Origin of the sequence: Bradyrhizobium sp. WD16 (genome assembly GCF_024181725.1) — a bacterium.
Taxonomy (GTDB): Bacteria; Pseudomonadota; Alphaproteobacteria; order Rhizobiales; family Xanthobacteraceae; genus Bradyrhizobium_A.
Genome location: NZ_CP028908.1, coordinates 4,402,836 through 4,416,907, shown reverse-complemented (window position 1 = coordinate 4,416,907; position 14,072 = coordinate 4,402,836). Strand labels below are relative to the sequence as shown.

Sequence of the window (14,072 nt, the reverse complement as noted above, 5' to 3'; positions counted from 1 at the left end):
ACTCCGGGAATGAAGGTCAGCCGAAAAGGACGGTCAGACGATCGACGGAGGTCCCTGGGACGAACGGGGTTCGGTTCTGCGTTCGGCAGGCGCGACAACGATGACCGCCGGCAGCGCCGCCGTGACGACAGCAAGCTCCAGCGGCAGCATTGCCGGCATCGCCGGCGGCACCGCATGCTGGGATGCGAAGGCGCACAGCGCGCAGAAGGCGGGATGGGCGGCAGCGGGCGATTTCGACGTGCCGCCGTCGGGCGACAGATGACCCAGTTCCGAGCAGATCGGAGCCTCGTCGAGGCCCGCCGCGACGGCCATGCGGGTGGCGGCGACGCCGCTCAGAATCAGCTGCACGGCAAGCAGCTGGGCGACGGCAAAGCCGACCACCCCTGCAAACCGCGACAGCCAGCCCCGACGCAATGTCACCTCCGCATCCCTTCAGAAATATAGTGACATAAGGCGGTCGAGGGCTGCAACGACGGGCGGTGGATATTACCGCCTTGTCACCAACCGATGCCGGGGCCATGGTCTGCGGCGCAGATTCAGGGAGCCGGGCGAAGGTGAAAGCGATCTACAACTGGGCGACCACGCCGCCGCAGGCCTACGCGGTCTATGCGGTGCTGGTGATCGCCATCGGCGCGTTGTCGTTTTATGCCGGCAGCCTGAAACAGAAGCCGGCTATCGGCACGGCGCCCGCGACCGTCCATCAGCCGAACAAGTAACGCCGCCGACAGCACTGCACGCCAGCAAGAGGCCCGTTCGATGTACCTCCCGCCGCATTTCAGGATCGAGGATCGCGCCGAGATCGCCGGACTGATCCGCGCCGCCCCTCTGGCGAGCCTCGTCACCAGCGGCGCCGACGGGCTGATCGCCTCGCCGCTGCCGCTGCTGCTCGACGAGAACGAAGGCGTGCTCGGCACGCTCTACGGCCACCTCGCCCGCGCCAATCCCCAGTGGCAGGCCGGCGCCACCGGCGACGCCATGGCGATCTTCATGGGACCGGACGCTTATGTGACGCCCTCCTGGTACGCTTCCAAGGCCGAGCACGGCCGCGTGGTGCCGACCTGGAATTACGTCGCGGTGCATGTCTATGGCGAGGTGGAATTCTTCGACGACCAGGCGCGGCTGCTGGACGTGGTGACGCGGCTGACGAACCGCCATGAGCAGGGCCGCGCCGAACGCTGGCAGGTGTCCGACGCGCCGGAGAAATTCATCGAGGCCCAGCTGCGCGCCATCGTCGGCATCAAGCTGACGGTCACGCGCATCGATGCCAAGCGCAAGATGAGCCAGAACCGGAGCGCCGAGGACCGCGCCGGCGTCGCCGCCGGACTTTCGCAGAGCGACAAGCCGGGCGAGCGCGCGGTGGCGCCACTGATCCCGCGCTGATCGGACCCTGGCTCCCGTCGTCGATCTCGGGCTCGCCGCCCTGCCCGTCGCTCATGGGTGCGGCAACTTCACGTTGACCTACGTCAATGTCTCGGCCGGACGCCACGCGATAGTCGAGCCCCCTCATCAAGGGGTTAGAGGAGACGGGCGATGAAACGTGCCTTGACCATATTGACCGCGATCGCGCTGGTGACCGCCAGCGCGGCACCTGCCTTCAGTCAGGAGCCGAGCCCACCCAAGGGGGACCCCAAGAGCGGCAAGCACAAGGACACGGACAATTCCAAGAAGAAGACCGACGGGGCGCCGAAATCGGGCACGACCGACACGAAAACAAAGTAGCGCGGGGCAAGGGAGTAACGCGCGCCGCGGATCGCGGGATGGCACTGCGTGCCGCCTTCCGCGCCGGGCGTCAGCAGCCGTCGCGCCGCCGGCCATCCTTTCAGGCGACCCGTCCCGACCGGCGACGGCCAACGAGCGATTGCCGTCCGTTCCACTCAGCCGTGAGTTGATATCCCGGCGCCCAGTTTCGGTATGACAACTTAATAAATTCGTATGACTTTGGCAGCTTCCTGCGATACCGTCGCGGCAGATTGTAGGGGCTGTCACGTGAATTTGGGCTTTCATCGGCTTTTCGCCACCTTTGGGCTCGTGGCTGCAATGGCGGAGCCGGCTCTCACCGAACCGGTGCGAGCCGCGGCAGATTCGGTACCCACCGAGCTTCCGACGATCACCGTCAATCCAGAGCCGAAAAAGCTGAAGTCGCGGCAGAGCATGCGCCGCCCCGCCACGCCGACCCAGACGACAAGGTCGGTTCAGCCCACTGGGAGCCGGTCGTCAGCGGAAATCGCAAACGGCAGCGGAGCGCCGAATGTCGGATCCGGGCCGCCGCGAGTGCCGGGAATGGCGAGCGAGCTCAGTATTAGCGGCGACCAGTTGAACACCCAGCCGATCACCCGGCCCGGAGAGATCCTCGAAGCGGTCCCCGGACTGATCGTGACCCAGCACAGCGGCGACGGTAAAGCCAACCAGTACTTCCTGCGCGGCTACAATCTCGATCACGGCACGGACATGGCGATCTACGTCGACGACGTGCCGGTCAACATGCGCACCCATGCCCACGGCCAGGGCTATGCCGACCTCAACTGGCTGATGCCGGAAACCGTCAACTCCCTCAACATCCGCAAAGGCCCTTATTTCGCGGATGAAGGCGATTTCAGCTCGGCAGGAAGCCTGCGCATCGGGCTCGTCGACCAAGCGCCGCGCAGCACCGCCTCCCTGACCATCGGCAGCTTCGGCTATCGTCGGATGTTCGGCATGGGGTCGACGAAGCTCGGCGACGGCACGCTGCTCGTCGCCGGCGAAGGCGGCAGCTACGACGGCCCCTGGACCAATCCGGACGAGCTGCGCAAGCTGAACAGCCTCGTCCGCTACACCCAGGGCACCACGTCCGACGGCTTCTCCCTGACCGGCATGGCCTATGCGAACCGCTGGAATTCGACCGACCAGGTGCCGATGCGAGCGATCGAGTCCGGCCTGATCCCGCGCTTCGGCTCCGAGAACCCGACCGACGGCGGCAGGACCAGCCGCTTCGCCCTGTCGGGCCGCATCGCCGGCACCGACGACATCGGCTCCTGGAAGGCCAACGCCTACGCTGTGAGGAGTTCGCTCGATCTCTACAACGATTTCACCTATTTCCTGTCCAACCCGGTGCTGGGCGACCAATTCCACCAGCACGACGGGCGCCTGATGGCCGGCGCCAACGCGTCGCGAACCGTCAATAGCACGCTGGGTGGACGCCCGGTCGAGACGACGTTCGGCATTCAGACCCGCTACGACGACATCGATCTCGGGCTGACCAACACCTACCGGCGCGACTTCCTCTCCAACATCCGCAGCGACAAGGTCCAGGAAGGCAGCGTCAGCATCTATGCGGAAAACACCGTCCGCTGGACCGACTGGCTGCGCACCACCGTCGGCTGGCGCGGCGACTACTACAACGCCAGGGTCGCTTCGCTGTACGACGCCAACAATTCGGGGAATTCGCACGCGGCAATCGGCAGCCCGAAATTCCGCATGGTGGTCGGCCCCTTCAATAGGACGGAATTCTTCCTCGGCGCCGGCATGGGCATGCACAGCAACGACGTCCGCGGCACCACCATCAGCGAGTCCCCGACCGATCCGACCACGAAGGTCGACCCTTCGCCCCTCCTGGTGCGCACCAAGGGCGCCGAGGTCGGCGTCCGGACCAAGGCGGTGCCGGGCCTGGAATCGACCGTCAGCCTGTTCATGCTCAACCAGGCGTCCGAAATCATCTTCAACGGCGATGGCGGCGACACCTCGCCGAGCCGCGCCAGCCGCCGCTACGGCGTCGAATTCACCAACCACTACCGTCCGCGGTCGTGGATCGACATCGACGCCGATCTTGCGCTGACCCATGCCCGGTTCGTCGGCTACGACAGCGACCAGGCGCAGGTCTATGCCTCGCTCGCCGGCTATCCCGAGGCCCAGATCGGCAGCGCGCCGGGCAACTACATCGCCAACGCGCCCGCAGTGGTCGCTTCCGCCGGCATCGCGCTGGGCGAGAAGACGGGCTGGTTCGGCGGACTGCGCTGGCGCTATCTCGGGTCCGTTCCACTGACGGAAGACAACGCCTTCCGCTCGGAGCCGATCAGCGTCGTCAACGGCCGCATCGGCTACCGGACGGAGGCCTGGCGAATCCAGCTCGACGTCCTCAATCTCCTCAACAGCAAGACCAACCAGATCAGCTACGGCTACGGCTCGCTGCTCAAGACCGACAGCCTCTACAACCTGTGCTATCCAGTCCAGGTAGCGCCGGCCGCGGTCTGCCAAAACGGCGTCATGGGCATGGTCGGCCATCCAATCGAGCCGCTGGCGCTGCGGCTGACGCTCGCCGGCATGTTCTGAACGACCCTCACGACCGCGGAATGACGACCAGCCGGCCGTAACGCACGCCACGCTCGGCGATGACATGATCGGACAGATGCTTGACGGCCGGCCCCGGTCCCGTCAGCGCCGACACTTCCATGCAGTGATGATCGTCGAGATGCACATGCAGCGTCGCGACCGTCAGGTCATGGTGATGATGAAAATTCTCCGTCAGCCGGTGGGAGAGCTCGCGGGCATGATGGTCATAGACATAGACCAGCGCGGCCGCGCATTTGCCCTTGGGCACCTCCTGCGCGGTTTCCAGCAGCCCGGCCCGCGCGAGATCGCGGATGATCTCGGAGCGGTTCTGATAGCCGCGCTCGGCGGCCGCCGCGTCGATCTCCGCCAGGAGATCGTCGTCGATGGTGATGGTGATCCGCTGCATTAGCTGTCCTGCCTCGATGGATGAATGAATGGCGATCGCCAATGCCTCTGCGGCCGCGCCGTCGGGCGGCGCGGGGCTATGGCGCTGAAATCCTGCGCGAACAGTCTGGAAAAAGCAGCGTCGGAACCTGTCACGGCGCCCACCCAAAGCGACACGATCGGCGGCGGGGAAGTCTGGCGGCAGGGAAGAGCGCTAAGCCATTGATTTAATGGCGCGAGAGACGGGGCTCGAACCCGCGACCTCCGGCGTGGCAGGCCGGACCACGGCGACATTTTTCTCAGCAAAATCAACACACTGCACCCAAGCCGAACGCTTCAAAACCATTCGATCCGTTCGTTTTTGGGCACGCCATTCCCCCCACCTTCCAAGCGCAACCCGCGTGACGGCCGCCACCGTCGCGCAGGCAAATCGTGTTTCACGCAGATCAGGGGCGCCCCCCATCGGAGGGTCCCCCAATGAGCGACATCGTCATCATGGCGCGCGTCAGGGCGACAGACAAGCCCAGCGCCGCGCGACGCCCGTCGCAGCTTTCCGCCAATGGGCTGCGACCCTATCCCGGCACGCCGCCGCGACCGATCCAGTCCGAACAGGTCACGCTCGCAGCGGCCTTCCTGTCGATGTTGAGGCCGATCAAGCGGCGCCGCTACATCAGCAACGGCGCCCTGATCGTCGCGGCACTGTCGCTTGAATTCACAGTGAGGCCTTATCGCGCGTCGCCCAATGCCGGCATTGGCGTGTCGCAGCGCGACCTCAGGCGGCTGATGGAGGTGCGACCGTGAACAAGCCGTGGATCGACCCACGCCGGAGCCCGGAAGTGCGCGCCGGCTTCATCAAGATCGCGGTCGGCCAGATGACGGCTGGCTGGAGCAATGCCCAGATCAAGGGCTCAATGGCGGCCGTCTACAGCAACAACCCCAAGGACAGCCGCATACAGGCTGTCATCGACGAAGCCCGCCAGCAGTGCGGCATCCCCGACCCCGAGGGCACGCCTCAGGCGCCGGAGATCGATTTCATCGACATCGCGCGCTGGGACGCCGAGGCACCGCCGAAACGGCTGTGGGCCGTGCCGGATCGCATTCCGAGTCTGCAGCCGAGCCTGCTGTCGGGCGCGGGTGGCATCGGCAAGACCATTCTGCTGCTGCAGCTCAGCTTCGCCGTAGCCGCCGGGCTCGACTGGATTGGCACGCTGCCGGAGGCGGGACCGATCATCTATCTCGGCGCCGAGGACGACGCCGACGAGCTGCACCGCCGCCTCGCCGCGATCCGCGATCACTACGCCGCTTACAGCGACGTGCAGTTTGCGACGCTTGCGAAGCGGCTGCACCTGACGAGCTACGCGGGCGAAGACGCGGCCTTGGGTCGGCCCAATCGCGGCGGCGTCATCGAGCCAACGCCGCTGTTCAACCGGCTTTTTGAGCAGGCCTGCGACATCCGACCCCGCGTCATCGGTCTCGACACCATCAGCGACATCTACGGCGGCAACGAGCACGATCGCATGCAGGTCGCCGCCTTCATCGGGCTACTGCGCAAGATGGCGCTGCAATCGGGCGCCGCCATCATCGTCAACGCCCATCCGAGCCTGACCGGCATCAGCAGCGGCAGCGGCCTCGCTGGTTCGACCGGCTGGCACGACAAAGTCAGGAGCAGGATGTATTTCAAGCCGATCGCGACAGAGGGCGACGAGGAGCCCGCCCCCGAGCTGCGCGAGCTGCTGTTCTTGAAGAATAACTATGGTCCGCTCGGCGAACGCATTGTGCTGCGCTGGCGCAATGGCGTGTTCGTCCCCGAGGTTGGGCCGGCGGCATTCAGCAGGCAGGCCTTCGAGCAGATGGCCGAGGTCGAGTTCCTGAACCTGCTCGACCGCTACGCCCTGCAGGGCAGGGATGTCAGTGACAAGAAAAGCCCGGCCTATGCGCCGGCACAATTCGCCAAGGAACCGGCGGCCAAGGCCAAGCGGCTGAACAGCAAGATGCTGGCTGACGCCATGCTGCGGCTGTTCGAAGCGAATCGGATCAGGGTCGAGATCGCCGGCCCGCCGTCGCGGCAGACGCGGCGGATCGTGCGGGTATGAGCCCTTCGGACCGCCCCTTCGAACCGCCTTCAGACCGCTTCAGACCGCCTGTCCACACACTCCCCCATACCCCCCTCGCGGTCTGAAGCCCGCCCGCCGGTCTGAAGGACCGGGCCGGGCTCAGACCTTGGCGTCCGTCGATATCCGAAGTGAACCTCCCGCGCGTCGGCTGGGCGGGTGACGCGCCACCGCGATGCGCCGCCTCCGTCGGCTCCCGGCCTGCCGCGCGCAACTCAACCCAGCGCCGCAATACAGAATCGCGCAGGCCAAGTTCCTTGGCCACCGACCCGATCGAGCGGCCGCTCGAAGCGACCAGATCGACCGCTTGCCGCTTGTAGTCGTCCGTGAACGACCGACGTTGACGTGTTTCCATCCGACACCTCCTGGCTCTCTGAGCCTACTACAGGAGTCAATCAATTCGGAGGAGGTTCACTAGTGTCCCGTTTCCAACGTTCGTATCCCATTGCAGCAGGCGCTCATACGAACGTTGGAAACAAGGGGACACTAGCATCATTATGATTCTAGTGTGGTTTCGGATCTGGCGCTCGTTCGAAGAACTCGCTGCAATACTGAAACGAGCGTCAGATCCACCACACTAGAACTTGTAGTTCACGCCGAAGCGCAGCAGGTTCAATTGATCCTTGCTGACGCCGGTGCCCGTAGCCGCGACATACAGATACTCGCCCTTCACGCTCCAGTTCGGCATGAACGCCCACTCCGCGCCGAGACCCGCGGCGAGGCCCGGCCGCCAGCGCTTTTCGCCGCAGCTCGTCAGCACGCCGGCCGTTCCGCACGGCACGCCCGCAATGCTGCTGCCGGCGGCGGTCTCATGCAGGAAGGCCGCGCCGGCGGTGGCATAGAGCAGCACGGTATTGAGGGCCACACCGGCGCGCATCCGGGCGGTGATGATGGCATCGGTCTTGTTGGTGAGATCCAAGGTGATCGTGGCCGGCACGCCCGCGACCGCGGGCGTCACGGTTCCCGATCCCCTGATGCCGGCCCAGTCGATGTCGCTCTCGACGCCCAGCACTATATTCCCTTGCTGGATCTGCGCGCCGGCAGTGCCGCCGATGAATCCGCCGTTCAGGTCGAAACTGACGCGATCGAACCGGTCCGTGAACAGGTTCAGGGGATCCTGGCTGCCCCAGCCGTAGCCGCCGTTCACGCCGATGTAGAAGCCGGTCCAGTTGTAGACCGCTGCGACCGGCGTGGGCGGTGGCGCCTTCACCGCAAGGTCCGCCGCCTTGGCAACGACCGGACTCAGCAAGACAGCCGCAGACGCCAGCCATGTCATGATGCGCTTCATGGATTTTCCCCTCTGTTTGAAATGCGTGCCCGACAACTCCGGCCAATGCGCGCAGACATTCCCCACGGCACCGGCATCTCCTGCTCAACACCTGCGTGAAGACGGGTCACAGCCACAGCGCGGCGCGCCCCAAATGAGCATCCAAGTAAGACACTTTGCGGGAGACTTGATGTTGACGCACGTCAATCGCCGCCGTGCCGACCTGCGCACCGCAAAACTCCGGAGGAAATCTGACGGAAGTGGTCCCATCCCCGACGCGCGAAGACAGCTTTTATTTCAACAACCGTTGCCGAAGCAGTTGAATGGTACCGGAAGCTCTCCAATGCCTGGGCGTGATCGGCGATGCGCTGGCGTGCGCCGCGGATGCGATATCCGCGCGCTTGATCTGCCTCAACACGCGGCGTCGCGACCCTTCTCAAATTATCTTATTGCGCTTTGCGCGCCTTGCGGGAGGGCCAGCGATGAGTCTCCGTGCCATCTTAGCCGCTCTGTTGTTCACTTCGGCCGTGTCATCTCCTGCGCTTGCGCAGCAGGCACAGTCGCCAGCGCCGCCACTCGGTTCTCCGGCAGCAACCATGACCATTCCAGGCGACCAGCTTCCGCCGCAGCCGCAGAAATTCGGCGGCAAGATCGAACGGGAAGCAACCAAGTCCACCCCCTACTGGCCGGCTCGCGTCGTGCCACCAAAGGGAGCGCCGAACGTTCTGCTGATCCTCACCGACGATGCCGGCTACGGTGTGCCGAGCACGTTTGGCGGCGTCATTCCGACCCCTGCGCTCGACCGCATCGCCGACAACGGTCTGCGCTACACGAATTTCCACTCCACAGCGCTGTGCTCACCGACAAGAGCGGCGCTGATCACGGGGCGCAATCATCATTCGGTCGGCTACGGCGTGATCGCCGAGCAGGCTACGGGCTATCCCGGCTACGACAGCGTCATCACCAGAGACAAGGCGACGATTGGCCGGATCCTGAAAGACAACGGCTACCACACGGCCTGGTTCGGCAAGAACCACAACACCCCCGAGTACCAGGCGAGCCAGGCCGGCCCGTTCGATCAATGGCCGACCGGCATGGGCTTTGAATATTTCTACGGCTTCATGGGTGGCGACACCAACCAATGGGAGCCCGGCAACCTGGTCCGCAACACCACGCCGATCTACCCCTACGAAGGCAAGCCAGGCTGGAACCTGATGACCGCGATGGCGGACGAGGCCATCGACTACATGAATCGCATCAATGCGCTGTCACCCGAGACGCCATTCCTGATCAAATTCGCTCCCGGCGCGACCCATGCGCCGCATCATCCGACGCCGGAGTGGATCAAGAAAATCAGCGACATGCACCTATTCGATCAGGGCTGGAACAAGCTTCGCGAGCAGATTTTCGCCAACCAGAAGCGGCTCGGCGTGATCCCGCAGACGGCGAAACTGACGCCCTGGCCCGACGACCTGATCAAGAGCTGGGACAAGCTCTCCGACGACGAGAAGAAGCTCTTCATTCGCCAGGCCGACGTGTTCGCCGCCTTCGTCGCCTATGCCGACAATGAGATCGGTCGCGTCGTTCAGGCTGTTGACGACCTGGGCAAGCTCGACAACACGTTGATCATCTATATCGAAGGAGACAACGGCACCAGCGCGGAGGGTCAGCCGAACGGCACGCCGAACGAAGTGGCGATGTTCAACCAGATCAACCCGTCGGTCGAGGAGCAGCTCAAATATTTCTATGACGTCTGGGGCACCGACAAGACCTACAATCACATGTCGATCGGCTGGGCCTGGGCATTCGACACGCCGTTCTCCTGGACCAAGCAGATCGTCTCGCACTTCGGCGGCACCCGGCAGGGCATGGCAATCTCATGGCCGAAGGTGATCGCGGACAAGGGCGGCATCCGCAACCAGTTCCACCACGTCATCGATGTCGCGCCGACCATTCTCGAGGCTGCGAAGATCAAGCAGCCTGAATTCGTCGACGGCATCAAGCAGAGCCCGATCGAGGGCGTCAGCATGATGTACACGTTCGATGCCAGGAACGCGAACGCGCCTTCAACGCACAAGACGCAATATTTCGAGATGTTCGCCGATCGCGCCATCTACCACGATGGCTGGATCGCCAGCACCAAGGTCCTGCGGCCGCCGTGGGTCACAGCGGGCGTCAAGCTGCCAAGCCCGATGGACTATCCCTGGGAGCTCTACAACCTCAACAACGACTGGACGCAGTACGAGGATGTTGCTGCCAAAAATCCTGACAAGCTGAAGGAGCTGCAGGATCTGTTCTGGAAGGAAGCGGAGAAATATCAGGTGTTGCCGCTCGACGCCTCGGTAGCCGGACGATTGGTGATACCGCGGCCGAGCCTCAGCGCCGGGCGCACCTCCTTCGCATGGACCCAGCCGATCACCGGAACGCCGAACGGCGATGCGCCGAGCCTGCTCAACACCTCTTACAATCTCAAAGCCGACGTCGAGATTCCGCAGGGCGGTGCCGAGGGGATGCTGATTACACAGGGGGGGCGGTTTGGCGGGTATGGCCTCTACGTGTTGAAGAACAAGCCCGTCTTCACTTGGAATCTGGTCGACCTCAAGCGGGTTCGGTGGGAGGGACCCGAGCTTACGCCGGGCAAGCATGTGATCGAGTTCGACTTCAAATATGATGGTCTCGGCGCCGCCACGATGGTGTTTGGCGACTACAGCGGCATCGGAAAGGGCGGCACCGGAGTGCTGAAGGTCGACGGCCGCGCCGTAGCGACCGAGAAGATGGACCATACGCTTCCCTTCATTCTGCAGTGGGACGAGGCGCTCGATATCGGATCCGATACCGGCACACCGGTGGACGACAACGACTACAGCGCGCCGTTCACTTTCACGGGCAAGCTCGACAAGATCACCCTGAACATCGACCGTCCGAAATTGAGCCCGGACGACATCAAGCGCCTTCAGGAGACCGCGCGGGCGGCTGGAGACGGACCATCGGCCGATGCAGGGACGGCACCGATCGAAGCGGTTACGCCGGAAGTATCGAGCGGTATCGGCTTGGGTCTGATGGAAAAGGTCGATATCCACATGGACAAGCTCGAGACCTGCCGGAAGGAAGCCGTTGCGCAGAACCTCGGCGTCGCCGAGCGAGTCGCTTACGTTCGTAATTGCATGAAGTGATGTTTGCTTCCGGGGGGCGCAGCATCGATTCTGCGCCCCCCGGACTAACGAACGCAGACCGGCCATGTTTTCATGCGAACCGGACGGCCTCATCATCATGTCGCTTTCATCAGTGCAGGTATCACGGTTGCCCATGTATGGCGTGGCGGTGCACTGTCCATCACAGCGCTCCTGATGTTCTGCACCTCCCTCGTCGACCTCGCCCGCGAAGCCCGAATTGCGCTTCACGGCCCCGACCTGCGCGGCTAAGGATCGGGACGTGGCGCGCGGCCGGAGCGAAGATGTGGCGAAGAGGTCCCGGAGTAAACGCAGGCAGGATACGGCCGGCCGAACACCGCCGCCCTCCCAACCCGACGCTTCACCTGCGCCGCGCCCGGCGCTCGGCCTGAAGACGTCGGCGCTGCTGGCCATCGGCGCCGGCGCGTTGTTTTTTCTCGCCGCAACCGGCCTGTCCTGGCTCAGGGCGCCGAACGCTCATCGGCAGCCGGCCCCGGCGGTCGAATCGACCTTCGTCGGCAGCGAAACCTGCAGCGGTTGTCACCAGACCGAAGCCCGATTGTGGCTGGCCTCGCAGCACCGGCACGCCATGGCGCATGCCAGGGCCGAGAGCGTGCGCGGCGACTTCAACGACGCGACCTTCGACTACGCCGGTACGCGCTCCCGCTTCTTTCGCAACAATGGCAGGTTCTTTGTCGAAACCGACGGGCCCGACGGCAAGCTGGCCGCGTTCGAGGTCAAATACACCTTCGGCGTCGATCCGCTGCAGCAGTATTTGATCGAATTTCCCGACGGACGCATCCAGGCGCTCTCGATCGCATGGGACACGCGGCCGAAAAACGCCGGGGGCCAGCGCTGGTTCCACCTCTATCCCGGTGCGGCCGTCAACAGCAACGATCCCCTGCATTGGACGAAGCCGAGCCAGAACTGGAATTTCATGTGCGCCGAATGTCATTCGACCGGCGTGCACAAGAGCTACGACCCGGCGACGGATCGCTTCAAGACCTCCTTCGCCGAGATCAGCGTCGGCTGCGAAGCCTGCCATGGCGCAGGCTCGCGTCACGTCGCCTGGGCGAGAGGTGGCAAGAGTCCCGACAGCCCGGACAAGGGACTGGCCGTGAGGTTCGACGAGCGCGCGGGCGTGTCATGGACCTCTAACCCGACCACGCTCCTGCCCCGTCGCAGCGCGGCGCATGCGCTGCTCCGCAAGGAAGTCGAGACCTGCGGTCTGTGCCATGCCCGGCGGGGGCAGCTTTCCGAGGACTGGAAGCCGGGCCACTGGCTGTCGGAGACCCACCGCGTCTCCCTGCTCGACCGCCAGCGCTTTGAAGCCGACGGACAGATGCGCAGCGACGAAGAGGTCTACAATTACGCCCCGTTCAAGCTGAGCAGGATGTACGCCATGGGCGTGACCTGCAGCGATTGCCACGATCCGCATGGCGGCTCGCTGAAGGCCGCGGTCGACGACGTCTGCGCGCAATGTCATGCCGCGACCAAGTATGGGACCGAGGCCCACCATCATCATGGCGCGGCGAGCCCATCGCTCACCTGCGCGTCCTGCCACATGCCCCTCCGCAGCTACATGGTCGTCGACCGGCGTCACGATCACGGATTTCGCGTGCCAAGGCCCGATCTGTCGATGCAATTGGGCGTGCCAAACGCCTGCAACGATTGTCACCGGGACAATTCGCCGGAATGGGCCGCGGAAACAATCACCGGCTGGTTCCGCCCGCAAAGGCACGGCTACCAGACTTATGCGGGCGCGTTCGCGGCCGCCTGGAGGGAGCAGCCGGACGCGCAGGCGCAGCTTGCGAGCCTGGCGTCGTCGCCCGACGTGCCCGCCCTGGCGCGCGCGAGCGCGCTCGCCGAACTCCCCGCTCCCGATATCGATCTGGCGCGGCGCGTCCTTGCCGATCCCGACCCGATGGTCCGCCTCGGCGCCCTCGACATGCTCGAATCCGTCCCAGTCGCGCAGCTCTGGCCGCTGGTCTCACCGCGCCTGAGCGATCCGGTTCGCGGCGTCCGGATGCGCGCGGCAGAACTTCTCGCCTCGTTGCCGCCGGCGCAACGGCCTGCCGCGGACAATGAAGCTTTCGCCCGGGCCGCGGCCGAGTTCGTCGACGCCCAAAAGCTCAACGCCGACCGGGCCGACGCGCGCGCCACGCTCGGCAATTTCTACGCCCGGCAAGGCAATCCCGCCGGCGCCGAAGCCGAATACCGCGCCGCGATCCACCTCGACCCGTCATTTTCAGCGGCGGCGATCAACCTCGCCGATCTCTATCGCCAGCTGGGGCGGGAAGGTGACGGCGAGCGCGTGCTGCGCGAGGCCCTGGCGCGATCGGACCAAGATGCGTCGCTCCACCATGCGCTCGGCCTCCTGCTGGTCAGGCAGAAGAGGCTCGACGCGGCGCTCGAAGAACTGCAGCGCGCCGTCGTCCTCGATCCGGCCCAGGCGCGCTACGCCTATGTCTATGCGCTGGGCTTGCATTCCGCAGGCCGCCGCGACGACGCGGCCGCCGTCCTGATCGAGAGCCTGCGCCGGCACCCGAACGATCCGGACGCGCTCTCGGCGATGATCGCCTTCAGCCGGGAGAAAGGCGATCTGGCAACGGCGCTGGCGTATGCCGAGCGGCTTGCGGGGCTGTATCCCGGCGACCGCGGGCTCGCGGAAATGATCAAGCAACTCCGGCAATAGATCGTCGAGATCGTCAGGGAGGCAGACGAATCCCGCCTCAAGGGACGGGAAAAGTTGAAGGACCGAACTCCAGGGCAGCGGGAAGTTGGAATGCTGGAGTCCCCCGACTTGGAACAGGGGATGGCCTTTTTGCAGCAAGT

Annotated in this window: 11 protein-coding genes and 1 pseudogene; 8 read left to right on the top strand and 4 right to left on the bottom strand. The window is 64.7% G+C overall.

Annotated features, from left to right (window positions below; translation table 11 throughout):
- Positions 1-33: 33 nt before the first annotated feature.
- Positions 34-420: a DUF2946 family protein gene (locus DB459_RS20555; protein ID WP_253707174.1), complete on the bottom strand. Its 387-nt coding sequence runs from the start codon at positions 418-420 to the stop codon at positions 34-36.
- A gap of 74 nt (positions 421-494) precedes the next feature.
- Here DB459_RS20555 and DB459_RS20550 point away from each other — a divergent pair, with 74 nt between their 5' ends.
- The 4 genes from DB459_RS20550 to DB459_RS20535 all read left to right on the top strand — a co-directional run bounded on the left by DB459_RS20550 (position 495) and on the right by DB459_RS20535 (position 4,305).
- Positions 495-716 (top strand): hypothetical protein, encoded by a 222-nt coding sequence (locus DB459_RS20550; RefSeq protein WP_371926793.1) that lies wholly within the window; start codon positions 495-497, stop codon positions 714-716.
- A 40-nt stretch (positions 717-756) separates the two neighbouring features.
- On the top strand, positions 757-1,380 hold the full coding sequence (locus DB459_RS20545; protein WP_253707171.1) for an FMN-binding negative transcriptional regulator: 624 nt from the start codon (positions 757-759) through the stop codon (positions 1,378-1,380).
- Positions 1,381-1,530: 150 nt separating this feature from the next.
- The gene (locus DB459_RS20540; protein ID WP_253707169.1) at positions 1,531-1,719 is read left to right on the top strand and encodes a hypothetical protein; all 189 of its coding nucleotides are present in this window, start codon (positions 1,531-1,533) and stop codon (positions 1,717-1,719) included.
- Between the two features lie 318 nt (positions 1,720-2,037).
- Positions 2,038-4,305 (top strand): TonB-dependent receptor, encoded by a 2,268-nt coding sequence (locus tag DB459_RS20535; RefSeq protein ID WP_371926792.1) that lies wholly within the window; start codon positions 2,038-2,040, stop codon positions 4,303-4,305.
- A 7-nt stretch (positions 4,306-4,312) separates the two neighbouring features.
- Here DB459_RS20535 and nikR read toward each other — a convergent pair whose 3' ends face one another.
- The gene (nikR, locus tag DB459_RS20530; protein ID WP_253707165.1) at positions 4,313-4,711 is read right to left on the bottom strand and encodes a nickel-responsive transcriptional regulator NikR; all 399 of its coding nucleotides are present in this window, start codon (positions 4,709-4,711) and stop codon (positions 4,313-4,315) included.
- A 455-nt stretch (positions 4,712-5,166) separates the two neighbouring features.
- Here nikR and DB459_RS20525 point away from each other — a divergent pair, with 455 nt between their 5' ends.
- Complete coding sequence (locus tag DB459_RS20525; protein WP_253707163.1) at positions 5,167-5,490, top strand: hypothetical protein; 324 nt, start codon at positions 5,167-5,169, stop codon at positions 5,488-5,490.
- A complete protein-coding gene (locus tag DB459_RS20520; RefSeq protein WP_253707161.1) occupies positions 5,487-6,782 on the top strand; it encodes an AAA family ATPase in 1,296 nt (431 codons plus the stop codon). Before DB459_RS20525 ends, DB459_RS20520 begins: the two co-directional genes overlap by 4 nt.
- Before the next feature lie 237 nt (positions 6,783-7,019).
- On the opposite strand, the pseudogene DB459_RS27620 reads toward DB459_RS20520, so the two are convergent.
- Positions 7,020-7,155, bottom strand: a pseudogene (locus tag DB459_RS27620) (transposase); the annotation flags it as partial.
- A gap of 222 nt (positions 7,156-7,377) precedes the next feature.
- Complete coding sequence (locus DB459_RS20515) at positions 7,378-8,088, bottom strand: outer membrane protein (protein ID WP_253707158.1); 711 nt, start codon at positions 8,086-8,088, stop codon at positions 7,378-7,380.
- 461 nt (positions 8,089-8,549) lie between these two features.
- Here DB459_RS20515 and DB459_RS20510 point away from each other — a divergent pair, with 461 nt between their 5' ends.
- Positions 8,550-11,240: an arylsulfatase gene (locus DB459_RS20510; protein ID WP_253707156.1), complete on the top strand. Its 2,691-nt coding sequence runs from the start codon at positions 8,550-8,552 to the stop codon at positions 11,238-11,240.
- Positions 11,241-11,523: 283 nt separating this feature from the next.
- Positions 11,524-13,932, top strand: coding sequence for a tetratricopeptide repeat protein (locus DB459_RS20505; protein WP_253707154.1), 2,409 nt, complete (start codon positions 11,524-11,526; stop codon positions 13,930-13,932).
- Positions 13,933-14,072: the final 140 nt, after the last annotated feature.

Coding starts and splice junctions, on each gene's coding strand:
- DB459_RS20545 (WP_253707171.1), top strand. CDS start 757: ATGTACCTCCCGCCGCATTTCAGGATCGAGGATCGCGCCGAGATCGCC.
- DB459_RS20540 (WP_253707169.1), top strand. CDS start 1,531: ATGAAACGTGCCTTGACCATATTGACCGCGATCGCGCTGGTGACCGCC.
- DB459_RS20535 (WP_371926792.1), top strand. CDS start 2,038: ATGGCGGAGCCGGCTCTCACCGAACCGGTGCGAGCCGCGGCAGATTCG.
- nikR (WP_253707165.1), bottom strand. CDS start 4,711: ATGCAGCGGATCACCATCACCATCGACGACGATCTCCTGGCGGAGATC.
- DB459_RS20525 (WP_253707163.1), top strand. CDS start 5,167: ATGAGCGACATCGTCATCATGGCGCGCGTCAGGGCGACAGACAAGCCC.
- DB459_RS20515 (WP_253707158.1), bottom strand. CDS start 8,088: ATGAAGCGCATCATGACATGGCTGGCGTCTGCGGCTGTCTTGCTGAGT.
- DB459_RS20510 (WP_253707156.1), top strand. CDS start 8,550: ATGAGTCTCCGTGCCATCTTAGCCGCTCTGTTGTTCACTTCGGCCGTG.